General features: G+C 71.8%; 14 protein-coding genes. 6 read left to right on the top strand and 8 right to left on the bottom strand.

The window, feature by feature from the left end:
* Position 1: 1 nt before the first annotated feature.
* Entirely contained in the window at positions 2–739 is a 738-nt protein-coding gene (locus tag ABZW17_RS33475) for a hypothetical protein (protein ID WP_354823130.1), read from the bottom strand.
* A 254-nt stretch (positions 740–993) separates the two neighbouring features.
* On the opposite strand from ABZW17_RS33475, the gene ABZW17_RS33470 reads away from it, so the two are divergent.
* Entirely contained in the window at positions 994–1,734 is a 741-nt protein-coding gene (locus ABZW17_RS33470) for an SDR family oxidoreductase (protein WP_354823128.1), read from the top strand.
* Here ABZW17_RS33470 and ABZW17_RS33465 read toward each other — a convergent pair.
* A complete protein-coding gene (locus tag ABZW17_RS33465; protein ID WP_354823126.1) occupies positions 1,731–2,159 on the bottom strand; it encodes a DUF6314 family protein in 429 nt (142 codons plus the stop codon). The two genes, ABZW17_RS33470 and ABZW17_RS33465, sit on opposite strands and share 4 nt — an antisense overlap.
* 68 nt (positions 2,160–2,227) lie before the next feature.
* Here ABZW17_RS33465 and recQ point away from each other — a divergent pair, with 68 nt between their 5' ends.
* A complete protein-coding gene (recQ, locus tag ABZW17_RS33460) occupies positions 2,228–4,063 on the top strand; it encodes a DNA helicase RecQ (RefSeq protein WP_354823124.1) in 1,836 nt (611 codons plus the stop codon).
* A 1-nt stretch (position 4,064) separates the two neighbouring features.
* Here the strand turns inward: recQ and ABZW17_RS33455 are convergent, their stop codons facing one another.
* Positions 4,065–4,289 (bottom strand): antitoxin, encoded by a 225-nt coding sequence (locus ABZW17_RS33455; protein WP_354823122.1) that lies wholly within the window; start codon positions 4,287–4,289, stop codon positions 4,065–4,067.
* Positions 4,290–4,443: 154 nt separating this feature from the next.
* Between ABZW17_RS33455 and add the strand changes: the two genes are divergently transcribed.
* Positions 4,444–5,418 (top strand): adenosine deaminase, encoded by a 975-nt coding sequence (gene add / locus ABZW17_RS33450; RefSeq protein ID WP_354823121.1) that lies wholly within the window; start codon positions 4,444–4,446, stop codon positions 5,416–5,418.
* Here the strand turns inward: add and ABZW17_RS33445 are convergent.
* Together ABZW17_RS33445 and ABZW17_RS33440 are read right to left on the bottom strand one after the other, a co-directional pair.
* Entirely contained in the window at positions 5,396–6,763 is a 1,368-nt protein-coding gene (locus ABZW17_RS33445) for a VWA domain-containing protein (RefSeq protein ID WP_354823120.1), read from the bottom strand. The two genes, add and ABZW17_RS33445, sit on opposite strands and share 23 nt — an antisense overlap.
* A complete protein-coding gene (locus tag ABZW17_RS33440; RefSeq protein ID WP_354823118.1) occupies positions 6,760–7,641 on the bottom strand; it encodes a MoxR family ATPase in 882 nt (293 codons plus the stop codon). The genes ABZW17_RS33445 and ABZW17_RS33440 overlap by 4 nt, the downstream gene beginning before the upstream one ends.
* Before the next feature lie 63 nt (positions 7,642–7,704).
* Between ABZW17_RS33440 and mgrA the strand changes: the two genes are divergently transcribed.
* From mgrA to ABZW17_RS33425, 3 genes are all read left to right on the top strand, one after another.
* Positions 7,705–8,733, top strand: a complete 1,029-nt coding sequence (gene mgrA, locus ABZW17_RS33435) for an L-glyceraldehyde 3-phosphate reductase (RefSeq protein ID WP_354823116.1) — start codon at positions 7,705–7,707, stop codon at positions 8,731–8,733.
* Positions 8,734–8,872: 139 nt separating this feature from the next.
* Entirely contained in the window at positions 8,873–9,538 is a 666-nt protein-coding gene (locus tag ABZW17_RS33430) for a helix-turn-helix domain-containing protein (RefSeq protein ID WP_354823114.1), read from the top strand.
* A 15-nt stretch (positions 9,539–9,553) separates the two neighbouring features.
* Positions 9,554–10,423: a TIGR03564 family F420-dependent LLM class oxidoreductase gene (locus tag ABZW17_RS33425; protein WP_354823112.1), complete on the top strand. Its 870-nt coding sequence runs from the start codon at positions 9,554–9,556 to the stop codon at positions 10,421–10,423.
* A gap of 108 nt (positions 10,424–10,531) precedes the next feature.
* On the opposite strand, the gene ABZW17_RS33420 is transcribed toward ABZW17_RS33425, so the two are convergent.
* The 3 genes from ABZW17_RS33420 to ABZW17_RS33410 form a co-directional block, all read right to left on the bottom strand.
* Positions 10,532–11,755 (bottom strand): helix-turn-helix domain-containing protein, encoded by a 1,224-nt coding sequence (locus tag ABZW17_RS33420; RefSeq protein WP_354823110.1) that lies wholly within the window; start codon positions 11,753–11,755, stop codon positions 10,532–10,534.
* Positions 11,756–11,890: 135 nt separating this feature from the next.
* On the bottom strand, positions 11,891–12,349 hold the full coding sequence (locus ABZW17_RS33415) for a (2Fe-2S)-binding protein (protein WP_013224858.1): 459 nt from the start codon (positions 12,347–12,349) through the stop codon (positions 11,891–11,893).
* A gap of 8 nt (positions 12,350–12,357) precedes the next feature.
* Positions 12,358–14,604, bottom strand: a complete 2,247-nt coding sequence (locus ABZW17_RS33410; protein WP_354823108.1) for a molybdopterin cofactor-binding domain-containing protein — start codon at positions 14,602–14,604, stop codon at positions 12,358–12,360.
* Positions 14,605–14,737 lie beyond the last annotated feature (133 nt).

The raw sequence follows: 14,737 nt of genomic DNA, 5'->3' as shown, positions 1-14,737 counted from the left end.
GTCAACGTCCTCCGTTCCACTCGGTCCGCGGGTTCGCGGACGCCTGGCGCTCGGTGTGGCGGTCGTCGGTGTCCCGGCGGTCCGCCTCCTGCTGATCGGTTTCGTGCACCTCGGCGCGGTCGTGGTCGTGACCGGTGCGGTCGTGCACGCCGTGGTCGTGGCCGTTCCGGCGGTCGTGGTGGTCACGGTGCTCGTCGCGGTGCTCGTCGTCGGCGCCGTCGGTCAGCAGGTCCTCGAAGACGGTGCGGTAGCGCACCATCGCGTCCCGCAGGTCCTCAGTGGACGCCCCGTCGCGCTTCTGCTGCGTGGTGTGCGCGGCGCGGTAGTGCTCCAGGGTCTTGGCGTGCCGCACGGAAAGGTCGGCCACCTGCTGCTCGTAGCCCTCGGTGGGGTAACCGCGTTCGGCCATCAGCGAGTTCAGGAGCTGCTCGGCTTCGGCGACCGCGTCGGACGGCTGGTCGACGAACTTTTCCTGCACCCGCGCCCATTCCCCGACGTAGCGCTCGCGCGCCGACGCCGAAAGCGGGCGGATGTCGAGCTCCTTGTGCCGGCGCTCCCGCTCGGCGAGCTCGCGCTGCGCGGCACGAGGGCTGTCCTTCTCCGCGACCGTGCGGTCGTACTCGGGACCGAACCGCTGCTGCAGCCGTTTTCGCTGCATTTCCTGCGTCACCAGCCAGATCACGGCGCCGAGCACCGCGACGGCCACGACGACGATCAACACGATCAGCCATGTGGGCATCGCTCAAACTCCTTCAAGGATGTCAAGCCCCCGATGCGTCCGGTGTTCCCGGAACACACGATCCGAAAACGGTCTACACACCGCTGACCTCGCGATTCGGCCGGTCGGCGGCGTCGATACGGCCGGATGCCGCGTCCGGCCACGCGGTGTGACGACGTCGACACGAGCATCCTTAGCACTGTTATCATCGAAGTGATATCGTTGATAACAGAAGCGGCGGACGAGACGCCGCCCGGACCGGAAAGAAGGACCCGATGAGCACCACCGGCACCCGCGTCGCGATCGTCACCGGCGGCTCCCGCGGCATCGGCCGCCAGGTCGCCGAGCGCCTGGCCGCCGACGGCATGGCGGTCGTCGTCAACTACGCGGGCAACGAAAAGGAGGCCACGGCCACCGTCGACGCCATCACCGCGAACGGCGGCCGGGCGATCGCCGTCCGCGCCGACGTGGCCGAGCCGGCCGCGGTCGCGGCGCTGTTCGACACCGCGGAAAGCACCTACGGCGGCGTCGACGTCGTCGCCCACCTGGCCGGGGTGATGAACCCGCCGACACCGATCGCCGACACCGACTTCGACGTCCTCGACCGGGTGCACCGCACCAACATCCGCGGCACGTTCGCGGTGGCCCAACAGGCGGCGCGGCGGGTGCGAGACGGCGGCGCGGTGATCACCACGTCGACGTCGGTACTCGGGCTCAACCTGCCCGGCTACGGCATCTACAACGCGACCAAGGGCGCGGTCGAGGCGATCACCATGATCCTGGCGCGCGAGCTGCGCGGCCGCGACATCACCGTGAACACCGTCGCCCCCGGCCCGACCGCGACCGCGCTGTTCCTCGACGGCAAGGACGAGGAGACGATCTCCCGGATGGCCAAGCAGCCGCCGCTCGAGCGGCTCGGGCAGCCGGAGGACATCGCCGAGGTCGTCGCGTTCCTCGCCGGCCCGGCGCGCTGGGTGAACGGCCAGGTGCTGCGCGCCAACGGCGGCATCGTCTAACGGGTGAACCGGCTGACGATCACGTGGTCCTTCGCCGGTCCGCGCACCGCCCACTCCTGCCGCCAGCGCCCGGCACCCAGCACGCGGTACTCCCCGCGGTAGTGGTCGGCGCGGCAGGGGTGGTCCGCCGTCCAGCGGCCTTCGCGCAGGTCGACGTCGTGGAAGAAGCCGCCGTGGTCGAAGTGCACCGACGCGCGGCCGGGGCCCGCCGGGCGGTAGTGCAGGGTCCGGGTCACCGGACCGGTGTGGCCGCCGAGGCGCAGCTCGCCCTCCTCGTGGTAGACGAGGACGCCGCCGGCTTCGGTGAAGGTGGCGGTCCCGGTGACCGCGCCCGTCGGCTCGCCGTCCGCGGTGCGGATTTCCCGGTCCAGGTGCCACGCGCCGCCGAAATACGCGGCGAGGTCGGGCACGGGCAGGTACTCCACCCCCGCAGTCTGCCACCCCGCGGCGGGGCGGGCCGGAACTGTCGGACCCCCGCTCTATAGTCGGGCGGGTGGCAGAGACCGACCTCGCACCCGCGTCCGACGCGCTGGAGACCCTCCGGCGCGTGTTCGGCTACGACAGCTTCCGCGGCGACCAGGCGGCGATCGTCGAGCACGTGATCGCCGGCGGCGACGCGCTCGTGCTGATGCCCACCGGCGGCGGGAAGTCGTTGTGCTACCAGATCCCCGCGCTCGTGCGGCCCGGCGTCGGCGTGGTCGTCTCGCCGCTGATCGCCCTGATGCAGGACCAGGTCGACGCGCTGCGCAACGCCGGCGTCCGCGCCGGGTTCCTCAACTCCACCCAGGACTACGCGGCCCGGCAGGAGGTGGAGTCGGCGTTCCTGAACGGCGAGCTCGACCTGCTCTACCTGGCCCCGGAACGCCTTTCGGTGGAATCCACCGTGCGGCTGCTCGACCGCGGCAAGATCTCGCTGTTCGCGATCGACGAGGCGCACTGCGTCGCCCAGTGGGGTCACGACTTCCGGCCCGACTACCTCCAGCTCTCCGCGCTGCACGAGCGGTGGCCGGACGTGCCGCGGATCGCGCTCACGGCGACCGCGACCGAGGCCACGCACAAGGAGATCGCGGCACGGCTGAACCTCGACGAGGCCCGCCACTTCGTCGCGAGCTTCGACCGGCCGAACATCCAGTACCGGATCGTCGGCAAGAACTCGCCGCAGCGGCAGCTGCTCGAACTGCTGCAGACCGAGCACAAGGGTGACGCGGGGATCGTCTACTGCCTGTCCCGAAACTCCGTCGAGAAGACCGCGGAGTTCCTGGTGCAGAACGGGATCCCGGCGGTGCCCTACCACGCGGGGCTCGACGCGCGCACGCGGGCGAAGCACCAGTCGCGATTCCTGCGGGAGGACGGGCTGATCGTCGTCGCGACGATCGCGTTCGGGATGGGCATCGACAAACCGGACGTCCGGTTCGTCGCGCACCTCGACCTGCCGAAGTCGGTCGAGGGCTACTACCAGGAGACCGGCCGGGCGGGCCGCGACGGCCTGCCGTCCACCGCCTGGCTCGCGTACGGGCTGCAGGACGTGGTGCAGCAGCGCAAGATGATCGACACGTCCGAGGGCGACGAGGCCCACCGCCGCCGGCTCGGCGCGCACCTGAACGCGATGCTCGCGCTGTGCGAAACGGTGGAGTGCCGCCGGGTGCAGATCCTCAACTACTTCGGGCAGCAGGCCGGCCCCTGCGGCAACTGCGACACGTGCCTGAGCCCGCCGGAGAAGTGGGACGGCACGATCCCGGCGCAGAAGCTGCTGTCGACCATCGTGCGGCTGCGCAACGAACGGCGGCAGAAGTTCGGCGCCGGCCAGGTCGTCGACATCCTGCTCGGCAAGTCGACGCCCAAGGTCACGCAGTTCCAGCACGACACGCTCAAGACGTTCGGCATCGGCACCGAGCTGCGCGAGCCCGAGTGGCGGGCGGTGGTGCGGCAGCTGCTCGCCCAGGGCCTGCTCGCCGTCGAAGGCGACTACGGCTCGCTCGTGCTCACCGAAAGCAGCGCGGAGGTGCTGGGCGGCGATCGCCAGGTGCTGCTGCGCCGCGAGCCCGAGCGCGCCGCCGCGGCAAAGGTACGCAGCACGCGGAAGGCGGCCGCCCCCGCGGACATGCCCGCGGAGGCGGCACCTCTGTTCGAACGCCTGCGGGCCTGGCGGGCCGGCGTCGCGAAGGAGCAGGGCGTGCCCGCGTACGTCGTCTTCCACGACGCGACCCTGCGCCAGGTCGCCACGCAACGGCCGTCGTCGCTGGCGGAGCTGGGCACGGTCAGCGGCGTCGGCGAGAACAAGCTCGCCAAGTACGGCGAGGGACTCCTGGAGGTCCTGACCGCCGAGTGACCTACCGGCCGGTGGCGGGCCCCGGCTGACCCGGCTGCCCGGTCACGGAGTTGACCTTGCGGACCGCCCCGGCGATCTGCTGGTGGTACTTGCCCTTGGTCTTGTCGTCGACGAACTTCGCGGCCTTCCCGACGGCCTGGTTCACCTTTTCGGGGTTCTTCTTGGCGTAGGCGCGAGCCGCACCGGCGGCACCGGCCAGCATGGTCAGCTTCTTCATCAGAGGCACGGTGGCCCTCCCTCGTCGGTTCCGGTCATCCTGACAACGCGGACGAACCACCCGGAGGTTCCCCGTGTGACGAGGCCCAAAACCTGAGGTCGCCGCGGGCGGGCGCCGGAAAATGCCGCGCGGATCGCGGCCGGACCGCCCTAGGCTCGCGATCATGCGCGACCTGGCCACCCTGCCGAAGGCCCACCTGCACGTCCACCTGGAGAGCACGATCCGCCCGGCCACGCTCCGTGAGCTCGGCGCGGCGAACGGCGTCGACGTCCCCGCCGAGCCCCCGGTGTTCGACGGCTTCCGCGCCTTCGCCGACTACAACTCGCTCATCCGCTCGTGCCTGCGGCGGCCGGAGGACTTCGAGCGCATCGCGCGCGAGTACGTCGAGGACGAAACCGCCCAGGGCACCCGCTACGCCGAGATCACCTTCACCGCCGCGGCGCACGGAGAACGCCTGGGCGACCCGGAATTGCCCCTGGCGTCCGTCCTCAAAGGACTGTCCGAACGCCGCGGCCTAGACTGGCGGCTGCTGCTCGACCACTCCCGGCGCCGGTCGGTCGAACGGGCCGAGCGCACCCTCGACCTCGCCCTGAAGTACGACGAGGTCTTCGCGATCGGCATGGCGGGCGAGGAAAACCACTCGCTCCGGCTGTTCGCGACGGTCTTCGAGAAGGCCCGCGCCGGCGGGCTCCACCTGCTGCACCACACGGGCGAAGACGCCGGACCCGACAGCATCCGCGAAGCCCTCGAAGTCGGCCGCACCGAACGGCTCGGGCACGGCATCCGCGTCCTCGAAGACCGCGAGCTGGTCGCCGAAGTGCGGGACCGGGGGCTCGCCCTGGAGGTGTGCCCGTCGTCGAACGTGACGCTGGGACTGGTGCCGTCGCTGCCCGAGCACCCGCTCCCCCGCCTGCTCGACGCGGGTCTGACCGTCACGCTCAACACCGACGTCCCGTCGGTCACCGGCGCCGAGCTGGCCGGGGAGTACGCCCGCGTCCAGGAAGCCTTCGGTTACGACGACGCCGTGATGGCGGACTTCGCCCGCGCGAGCGTCACAGCGTCCTTCGCGCCCGAAGCGACCAAGGCGGCCATCCTGCGGGACATCGACGCCTGGCTCACACCGGCAGCAGGCGGGTGACCAGCGTGCCGAGCTGGTGCACCGTGCGGCATTCGTGCATCTCCACGACTTCGGCGTACTCCAGCGCCGCCGAGTCGCCGGTCGACCACAGGGACCGCCGCTCGGGGTTGAGCCAGTGGACGTGCCGGGCGCGGGCCCTGATCTCGCGGACCGCGTCGAGGTTGGGGTCGCCGCCGTTCGTGCGGGCGTCGCCGAGGATCAGCACCGACGTGCGCGGGCCGACCGCGTCGAGCCAGTTCGCCGTGAACTGGCGGAGGGAGCCGCCGTAGTCGCTGTGGCCGTCCCAGCGCACCAACGCGGCTTCGGCCAGCATGCGCGCGCCGAGGTGCTCGGGGTCGGCGGCGCCGGCGGTGACCAGGTGGGTGACCTCGTCGGCGCTGTCGACGAAGGCGAACACCCGGATCTTGCTGAACTGGTCGCGCAGGGCCTGCACCAGCAGCATGGTGAAGTTCGCGAACCCGGCGACGGATCCGGAAAGGTCGCACAGCAGGACGATTTCGGGCCGTCCCGGACGGCGGTGGCGGTAGGCGGGCCGCAACGGCACCCCGCCGGTCGACAGCGACCGCCGCAGCGTGCGGCGCAGGTCGATCTGCCCGCGGGTGGTGCGCTTGCGGCGGGCGGCCAGGCGCGTCGCCAGCTTGCGGGACAGCGGCTGGATCGTCCGGCGCAGCTCGGCGAGCTGGGTGCGGCTCGCGATGAGGAAGTCGACCCGGTCCGGCGCGGGCGCGATGGCGTGCTTGGCGACGCGCTCGCGGCCGCGGACCTCGGCCGCGCGGCGGCGCGCCTCGGTGCGGACTTGCCCGCGGAAGCCTTCGACGCGGCGGCGGATCTCGTCGCGGTCGAGCCGGTCGGTGAACTCGCCGCGCGCGCCGCCGCCGCGGACCGCGGCCAGCACCCGCGCGATCAGCGTCTGCGGCTGGAGCCGCTCCAGGGTCTGGTGGGCGGAGAAGCCGCCGCCCGGTCCGGATGCCGAGCCATACTGCCCGAGCAGCTCGACGGCGAGCCCGGCCAGCTGCCCGAGCGCCTGCTGGTCGCCCTCGGCGAGCGCGGCGGCCAGCTCCTCCCGCAGCTCCTCCAGCGTCGACGGCCGGTCTTCGCGCGCGCGTTCGGGGGCGCCGATCCCGGCCGGGAAGTAGAGGTCGAACGCGGCGTCGAAGACCGCGCGCTGCCCGCCGCGGCGAACCAGCGCCGCGGCCAGGCCCTCGCGGACGAGCGCGCGGTCGTCCAGGCCGAGGACCTCCAGCGCGGCCGCGGCGTCGACGGTCTCGCTCGGGCCCGCCGGGATGCCCTGGGCCCGCAGCGCCCTCACGAACTCCGCGAGCCGCTCCGGCACGCCGCCGGTCACGACGCGTCCAGGACCTGTTCGAGCTTCAGGCCGGCGCCGGCCTTGGCGATGTCGTCCTGGTGCTTGAGCACGACGCCGAGGCTTTCGCGCACGACCTGGTCGTCGAGCGTCGACGCGCCGAGCGCGAGCAGCGTGCGCGCCCAGTCGATGGTCTCGGCGACCGACGGCAGTTTGCGCAGGTCCATCGCGCGCAGCGCCGCGATCACCCGGACGACGGAATCGGCGAGGGCGGCGTCGATGCCGGGGACCTTGAGCCGGACGATGTCGCGTTCGAGCTCTTCGTCCGGGAAGTCGATGTGCAGGAAGAGGCAGCGGCGGCGCAGCGCCTCGGACAGCTCGCGCGTGGCGTTGGACGTCAGCACGGCGAACGGCGCGCGGGTGGCGGTGATCGTGCCGAGCTCGGGCACGGTGACCTGGAAGTCGCCGAGCACCTCCAGCAGCAGGCCCTCGACCTCCATGTCGGCCTTGTCGGTCTCGTCGATCAGCAGCACGGTCGGCTCGTCGGAGGAGATCGCGGTGAGCAGCGGGCGGCGCAGCAGGAACTCCTCGCCGAAGATGTCGGTGCGGGCCTGCTCCCACGTCTCGTCGCGGCCGGCGGTGATCCGCAGCAGCTGCTTGGCGTGGTTCCACTCGTAGAGCGCGCGGGCCTCGTCGATGCCCTCGTAGCACTGCAGGCGCACCAGCCGCGACCCGCTGACCTGGGCGACGGCCTTGGCGAGCTCGGTCTTCCCGACCCCGGCGGGCCCTTCGACCAGCAGCGGCTTGCCGAGCCGGTCGGCCAGGAACACGGTGGTGGCCACCGCGGTGGACGCGAGGTAGCCGGCCCCGGCCAGCTTGGCCGACACGTCGTCGACGGAGGTGAAGAATCCGGTGCCCACCACGTGCCTCCTAAGCGGTCGCTCACCAGGAGCGTACCCGACAAGCGCGTTAGCATCGGCCGCGTGACCTACGCTGCGGCTTCCGGCCGATACGACTCGATCCCCTACCGGCGCTGCGGGCGGTCCGGGCTGAAGCTGCCGGCGATCTCGCTCGGCCTGTGGCACAACTTCGGCCACGACCGCCCGCTGCAGACCCAGCGCGACATCACCCGCCGCGCGTTCGACCTCGGCATCACGCACTTCGACCTGGCCAACAACTACGGCCCGCCCTACGGCTCGGCGGAGGAGAACTTCGGCCGGCTGCTGGCCACCGACTTCCGGCCGTACCGCGACGAGCTGGTGATCTCGACCAAGGCGGGCTACGACATGTGGCCCGGCCCGTACGGCGAGTGGGGCTCGCGCAAGTACCTGCTGTCCTCGCTGGACCAGTCCCTCGGCCGGCTCGGCCTGGACTACGTCGACATCTTCTACTCCCACCGCTTCGACCCCGAGACGCCGCTGGAGGAGACCGTCGGAGCGCTCGACGCCGCCGTCCGCGCGGGGAAGGCGCTGTACGTCGGGATTTCGTCGTACAACTCCGAGCGCACGGCCGAGGCGGCGCGGCTGCTGCGTGAACTCGGAACGCCGCTGCTGATCCACCAGCCGTCGTACTCGATGCTCAACCGCTGGATCGAGGAGGACGGCCTCCTCGACACCCTCGAAGCGGCGGGCGCCGGCTGCATCGCGTTCTCGCCGCTGGCCCAGGGCCTGCTGACCGACCGCTACCTGAAGGGCGTCCCGTCGGATTCCCGCGCGGCGCAGGGCAAGTCCCTCGACCCGGACACCCTGGACGACAACCGCCTGGGCCGGGTCCGGGCCCTGAACGACATCGCATCCCGGCGCGGGCAGTCCCTGGCCCAGCTGGCCCTGGCGTGGGCGTTGCGCGACCACCGGGTGACGTCGGTGCTGATCGGGGCGAGCAGTGTCGGGCAGCTCGAGGACAACGTGGGCGCACTGGGCAACCTGGAGTTCTCGTCGGAGGAGCTGACGGAGATCGACGGCCACGCGACGGACGCGGACATCAACCTCTGGAAGCGCTCGTCCGACTCCTGACCCCCGCCCCGCGGGGGCGCCCCCCGTTTTCCACGCTACCGGAGGGCACCGACAGTTTTCGGCCGGAGGCACCCCGCCTCCGGCCGAACTCTTGGCCCGACATTTGACCAAATTTCGCATCCGGTCATACGATGGCACCATGCCCCCAGCCGAAGACCGCGCCGAGCGGGCCGAGCGCATCCTCGACGCGGCCGCCGACCTCCTGCTCCGGGCCGGCTACCGGCGCACGACCGTCGAGGACGTCGCCGAGCGGGCCGGTGTCGGCAAAGGCACCGTCTACCTGCACTGGAAGAACCGTGAGGAGCTGTTCCTCGCCGTTCTGCTGCGCGAGTCCGTGCGGGCTCTCGAAGACCTCGTCGCCGCCCTCGCGGCCGATCCGCTCGCCGCGCGGCTTTCGCGGCTGACCGAGCTCCAGTACGCCAACGTCCTCGAGCGGCCCCTGCTCCGGGCCGGGTACGCCGACGACGCCGAGACGCTCGGCAAGCTGTTGCCGAAGCTGCACACCAAGCTCGACCCGCGGCACGCCGAAGCCTTCGTCGAGTACCTGGACCTGCTGGCCGCCAACGCTCTGCTGCGGACCGACCGGCCGGTCGGCGAACTCGTCGTCGCCTACCAGGCCGTGCTGCACGGGTTCCTCGGCCGGACTCCGCCGCCCGAGCCGGCCCTGATCGCCGACACCGTCGCGCACGCCTTCGAGCCGCTCGCCGTGTCGACCCGGCAGGTGCGTGCCGTGGCGCCGCGGGCGCTGGCGCTGTTCACCGAAGCCGTCGCGCTCGACCGCAAGCAGCTCGAACGCGCGTACTGAAACCTGGAGGGACCCGTGCGCACCGGAATCCTGATCGACGAACTCGGCGTCGGCTTCGACGCCATGACGGCTCAAGCCCGCGAAGCGGCGAGGCTCGGCTACCACACGCTGTGGCTGGCGCAGCGCGGCGGCTGGGACGCGCTCACCGCCCTGCCCGCGCTCGGCGCCGCCGCACCCGGCGTCGAACTGGGCACGTGCGTCGTCCCGACGTACCCGCGGCACCCGATCACCATGGCCGCGCAGGCGCTGACCGCGCAGGCGGCCACCGGCGCGCCCGTGCACCTCGGCATCGGGCTGAGCCACAAGTACATCATCGAGAACGAGTTCGGCTATTCGTTCGGCCGCCCGCTGCGGCACCTCCGGGAGTACCTGGAGGCGCTGAACCCGGTGCTGCGCGGGGAAAAGGCGGACGTCCACGGCGAAACACTGACCGCCGCCGGCGGCCTGAACACCCCGGGCGCCCGGCGGCCCGCGGTGCTGATCGGCTCGGTCAGCCCCCAGTCGACGCGCCTGGCGGGCGAGCTGGCCGACGGCGTGATCACGACATGGGCGGGTCCGCGGGCAACCGCCGAGTTCGTCGTGCCGACTCTGGGAGGCGCGGGACGCGTGGTTTCGGGCCAGCTGATCTGCGTGACGTCCGAAGTGGACGAACGCCGGACGTGGATCGAGCAGACGTACGGCGGGGCGGCGAACGTCCCGGCGTACCGCGCGATCCTCGACCGCGAGGGCCACGAGCGGGTCTCGGACGCCGCCCTCATCGGCGACGAGGAAACCGTGCTCCGCCAGGTGAAATCCCTCGAAGACGCGGGCGCGACGGAACTGCTGGTGATGCCGATCGGCCCGGCGGAGGAGCAGGCCCGAACGCGAGAACTGCTGGCCGCGTGAACCGGCCCGGCGTCCGCGCACCCGGCCCGCACACCTGAGCGCCACCCGGCCGCGGGGGCGCCCCCCGTTTTCCACTCTACCGGCGACCACCGACAATTCCGGCGTCCGCTACCGCGGCGCCGGCAGGTGAGCCGCCTCCGGGAACAGGTTCAGCGCCCGCAGCGCCGCGCCCAGTTCCGCGATGTCCGCCGGGTTCGTCAACGACCGGCCCAGTTCCTCCGTGATCCTCTTCAACCGGTGGCGGATCGTGTTGGGGTGGCAGAACATGCGCTCCGATGTCAGCTTCGCCGATCCCTGGCAGTCGAACCACGCGCGCAGGGTCAGCAGCAGCACGTTGCGTTCGTCGCCCGGGAGGTCGAGCAGGGGCTGGAGCACGTGGTGGGCCAGCTGCACCGACGCCTCCGGTGCGCTGGCCACCAGCCCGGCCAGCGGCGACTCGGTGAACTGGACCAGCCCCGGCTTTCCCGGCGTCATGCTCGACAGCGCCACCCGCGCGAGGTGCAGCGCGCGGGCGGTGTTGCCGAGGCCGGTGAACACCGGGCTGATCCCGACCCGGCCCACCGGGTGCTCGCGGACCAGGGAGACGATCGCCGGCGCCGCGGCGGGGTCGCGCAGGGACACCACCCCCACCTGCAGGTCCGGGGTGAGCCGCCAGGCCGACGCGTGGTGCAGTGCGCGCAGCCGGGTCTCCACCTGGGGCAGCGGTTCCTGGCCCAGGCGCGGGGTTTCCGCCGCGACGACGACGAACGTGCCGTCCAGCGACAGGTCCAGGACGCGGGCGATGTCCCACAGCGTGCCCTCGGTCGCCGCGCCGCCCGCGAACAGCGCCTCGACGAGCGCTGATCGCCGGTTCTGGTGTGCCACCAGGACTTCCGCGGTCGTGTCGCGGTAGGACGTCGTGAGCGCTTCGGCGAGGTCGTCGATCAACGCCCAGATCGCCGTCGTTGCGGCGACCAGCGCCGCCAGGTCCTGGGCGGCCGCCGTCAGCTCCACGAACCGGTGCCAGACCTCGGTCAGCCCGATCCGGTAGGCCCGCAGCAGCTCCGGCAGCGGCGCCCCCTGCAGGGCACGGGCCCGGCCGGTCGCGCGGGCCTGGGACAGGTCCGGGACGTCGGAGCCGCGCAGCGTGCGCATCACGTGCTCGAGGTTGGCGCGCACCGAGGTGCGCAGCTCGGCGTGCGTGACGAACCGGGCGTCGGCGTAGACCGGCATTTCGGCGCGGATCTGCCGCACGGTGCTCTCGATCAGCTCGGGCAGCTTCCGCTCGACCTCGGCGGCGAGGACGGCGACGCGCGGCGCGCGGCCGTCCGACAGAAGCGCCTGGTAGTGCATGGTGCCCTCCGGTCCCGGCCCTCCTCGTCGAGGCCCGAGACCGACATCTAACCCGAACGGCGGCACCACGTTCGGGTGAACTTGCTACAGAAACCGCGAATGCGGAGGTTCTTCTGTGGAACCTCCGCATCCGCGTCAGGCCAGCTTCGCGGCCGCGCTCTTGATCGCCTCCCGGATCCGGAAGTAGGTGCCGCAGCGGCAGACGTTCTGGATCGCGTCGATGTCGGCGTCCGTCGGGTTCTTCGTCTTCTTCAGCAGCGCCACCGCCGCCATGATCTGGCCCGGCTGGCAGTAGCCGCACTGGGCCACGTCCTGCTCCAGCCAGGCTTCCTGGACCGGGTGCAGCTCGTCGCCGTCGGCCAGGCCCTCGATCGTGGTGACCTCGCGCCCGGCGCACTCCGAAACCGGTGTGACGCAGGGGTTGAACGCCTCGCCGTCGAGGTGGCTGGTGCAGGCCTTGCAGACGTTGATGCCGCAGCCGTACTTCGGCCCGCGGACCTTGAGCTTGTCGCGCAGCGCCCACAGCATCGGCAGGTCGGCGGGCGCGTCGACGGTGACGGTCTTCCCGTTCACCACGAAGGTGTAGTTCGGCATGGTTCTCCTCAGCGCGGGAACGGGTCGAAGTCGACCGGGAAGGTGATCGGGAAGCTGCGGGGCTTGATCCCGGTCGCGCGGGCGTAGGCGTTGGCGATCGCGCCGACCGGCGCCGGCAGGCCGAGCTCGCCCGCGCCGCCGATGTCGTCCCCGGTCGCCGGCATGACGTGCACCTGGACGTCCACCGGCGAGTTCTTCTGCCGCGCGTAGTGGAACTGCGAGTAGCTGCCTTCCAGCGGCAGGCCCTGGTCGATGTGCAGGCCCGCGGTGAGCGTCGTGGAGATCGCGTCGGTCAGCCCGCCGAGCATCTGCGCCTGGATCCCCCGCGGGTTCACCGGCTTGCCGACGTCGACCGCGATGGTCGCCCTGGTGACGCGGGGGTGCTTCGGGTCCCGGGCGTCGAGCTCGACCAGGCAGGCGGTGTAGGACTTGTACTCGCCGTGCACGGCGATGCCCTGCGCGAACCCGGCGGGCATCTTCTTGCCCCACTCGCCGAGCTCGGCGACCTTGTCGAGCACCGCGCGCTGCCGCTCTTCCTTGACGAACTCACGGCGGAAGGCCACCGGGTCCTTCCCGAGCTTCGCGGCGATCTCGTCGACCATGATCTCTTCGGCGCCGCGGGTGTTCGCCGAGTAGACCGACCGCCACGCCGAGGTGTGGAACTTCAGCGGCACCTCGTTGAGCAGCTGCGTGGTGACGCCGAAGTTGTACGGCGACTTCACGGTCAGCAGGAACACCGTCTGCGCGAAGCTGAGGTTGCCGCCGACGGGCAGCTTCGCCGCGAAGGCCGTGAGGATCTCGCCGAGCCCGTGACTCCAGTCGGTTTCGACGCTCGCGACGCGGTGTTCGAACGTGAGCACCTGCCCGAGCGCGAAGGTCGCGCGGATCCGGTGGTAGCTCGCCGCGCGCCCGCGGCCGTGGCGCATGTCGTCGATGCGGCTCCACATCAGCCGGACGGGCTTCTTCATCGCCTTCGAGATGTGCGCGGCTTCGAGGGCCGCGTCGAAGAACAGCCGGCGCCCGAACGACCCGCCGCCCTGCTGGACGTGCACGGTGACCTTGTTCTCCGGCAGGCCCAGCTCCTGCGCGATGGTCTGCTTGGCGACGATCGGCGACTTCAGCCCGGCCCAGATGGTCGCGCTGTCCTCGCGGACGTCGGCGACCGCGGAGTTCGACTCCATCGGCGCGTGGCTGGCGAAGGCGAAGTCGAACTCGCCGTCGACGTACTGCGTCAGCAGCGGCGGCACCACGAACGGCAGCGCGGCGGCCCGCAGCTTCTTCTTGATGGTCTCGTTGTTTTCGCCGTCGACCGTGCCCGGGCCCCAGGTGACGTCGAGGGCGTTCTTGCCGTCGAGGGCCTGGCCGAAGGTCTCGGCCATCACCGCGACCCCGGTCGGCACGACGGCGATGTCGATGATCCCCGGCATGGCCCGGACCGCGGCCTCGTTGTTGACCGTCTGCACCGTGCCGTTGATCGTCGGCGGGCGCCGCACCATCACCGGGTTGGCGCCGGGGACGTCGAGGTCGAGCGTGTAGACCTGCTTGCCGGTGACCATCGCGCGGGCGTCCTTGCGCGAGGTGGGCGTCCCGACGAGCGTGTGCGCCGACTCGGGCTTCGGCTGGATCACGCCGACGCTCAGGCCGGAGCGGGCCGCGGGCCCGGCGAGGACGCCGTAGGAGGCGCTGCGGCCGTCGGGCGCCCACACCGCACCGTCGCGTGTGGACAGTCGCGACGCGTCCGTGCCCCACTGCGCCGCGGCCGCGGCGACCATCCGGGCGCGGGCGGTCGCCGCCGTGCCGCGGACCGGGTCGTACAGCGAACGCATGGTGTTCGACCCGCCGGTGAGCTGGTTGAACAGCAGCTCGGTGCGGGCGTCCGACAGCACGACGTCGACGCGGTCGAGCGGCAGGTCCAGCTCTTCGGCGACGAGCATCGCGGTCGCGGTGGTGATGCCCTGGCCGACCTCGGCGCGCGGCAGCTGCAGCCGCGCCCGGCCGTCGGACGTCATTTCGAGCACGAGCATCCCGGCGGTCGGCGCGCACGACAGCGTCAGCACGTCCCCGAGGTCGAGGATTTCTGCCGGCTGCGGCAGGGTCGGGACGACGGCTTCGGCGCGGCCCGGGGCCACCGCGTCGGCGGTGAGTTTCGTGGCGACGGTGAGCGTGGGCGCGGCGACGAGGTAGGTCAGGAAGCGGCGGCGGCCGACCTGCCCGGGCTCGGCGGCGTCGGCGGCTTCGGTGGTGGGACGGGCCATCGGGGATCCCTTGCTGGGAAGTGGCGGGGTGCGCGCCACGCTAAGGAGCCCTCGACCGGTCGTCAACGCGGAGTAGCCGCGTCGGCGCATCTCTGTGACGAGATGACAGCGGAAGCCGCCGAATGTGTGCGCC

The organism is Amycolatopsis sp. NPDC004625, from assembly GCF_040609695.1.
Classification (GTDB): Bacteria; Actinomycetota; Actinomycetes; order Mycobacteriales; family Pseudonocardiaceae; genus Amycolatopsis.
The sequence above is the reverse complement of the archived record's forward strand: the minus strand, read 5'-3'. Positions and strand labels throughout refer to the sequence as shown.

What these genes read in the sequence shown, in the direction of transcription:
- ABZW17_RS33475 (WP_354823130.1), bottom strand. Translation starts at nt 739, where the DNA reads ATGCCCACATGGCTGATCGTGTTGATCGTCGTCGTGGCCGTCGCGGTG.
- ABZW17_RS33470 (WP_354823128.1), top strand. Translation starts at nt 994, where the DNA reads ATGAGCACCACCGGCACCCGCGTCGCGATCGTCACCGGCGGCTCCCGC.
- add (WP_354823121.1), top strand. Translation starts at nt 4,444, where the DNA reads ATGCGCGACCTGGCCACCCTGCCGAAGGCCCACCTGCACGTCCACCTG.
- ABZW17_RS33430 (WP_354823114.1), top strand. Translation starts at nt 8,873, where the DNA reads ATGCCCCCAGCCGAAGACCGCGCCGAGCGGGCCGAGCGCATCCTCGAC.
- ABZW17_RS33420 (WP_354823110.1), bottom strand. Translation starts at nt 11,755, where the DNA reads ATGCACTACCAGGCGCTTCTGTCGGACGGCCGCGCGCCGCGCGTCGCC.
- ABZW17_RS33415 (WP_013224858.1), bottom strand. Translation starts at nt 12,349, where the DNA reads ATGCCGAACTACACCTTCGTGGTGAACGGGAAGACCGTCACCGTCGAC.
- ABZW17_RS33410 (WP_354823108.1), bottom strand. Translation starts at nt 14,604, where the DNA reads ATGGCCCGTCCCACCACCGAAGCCGCCGACGCCGCCGAGCCCGGGCAG.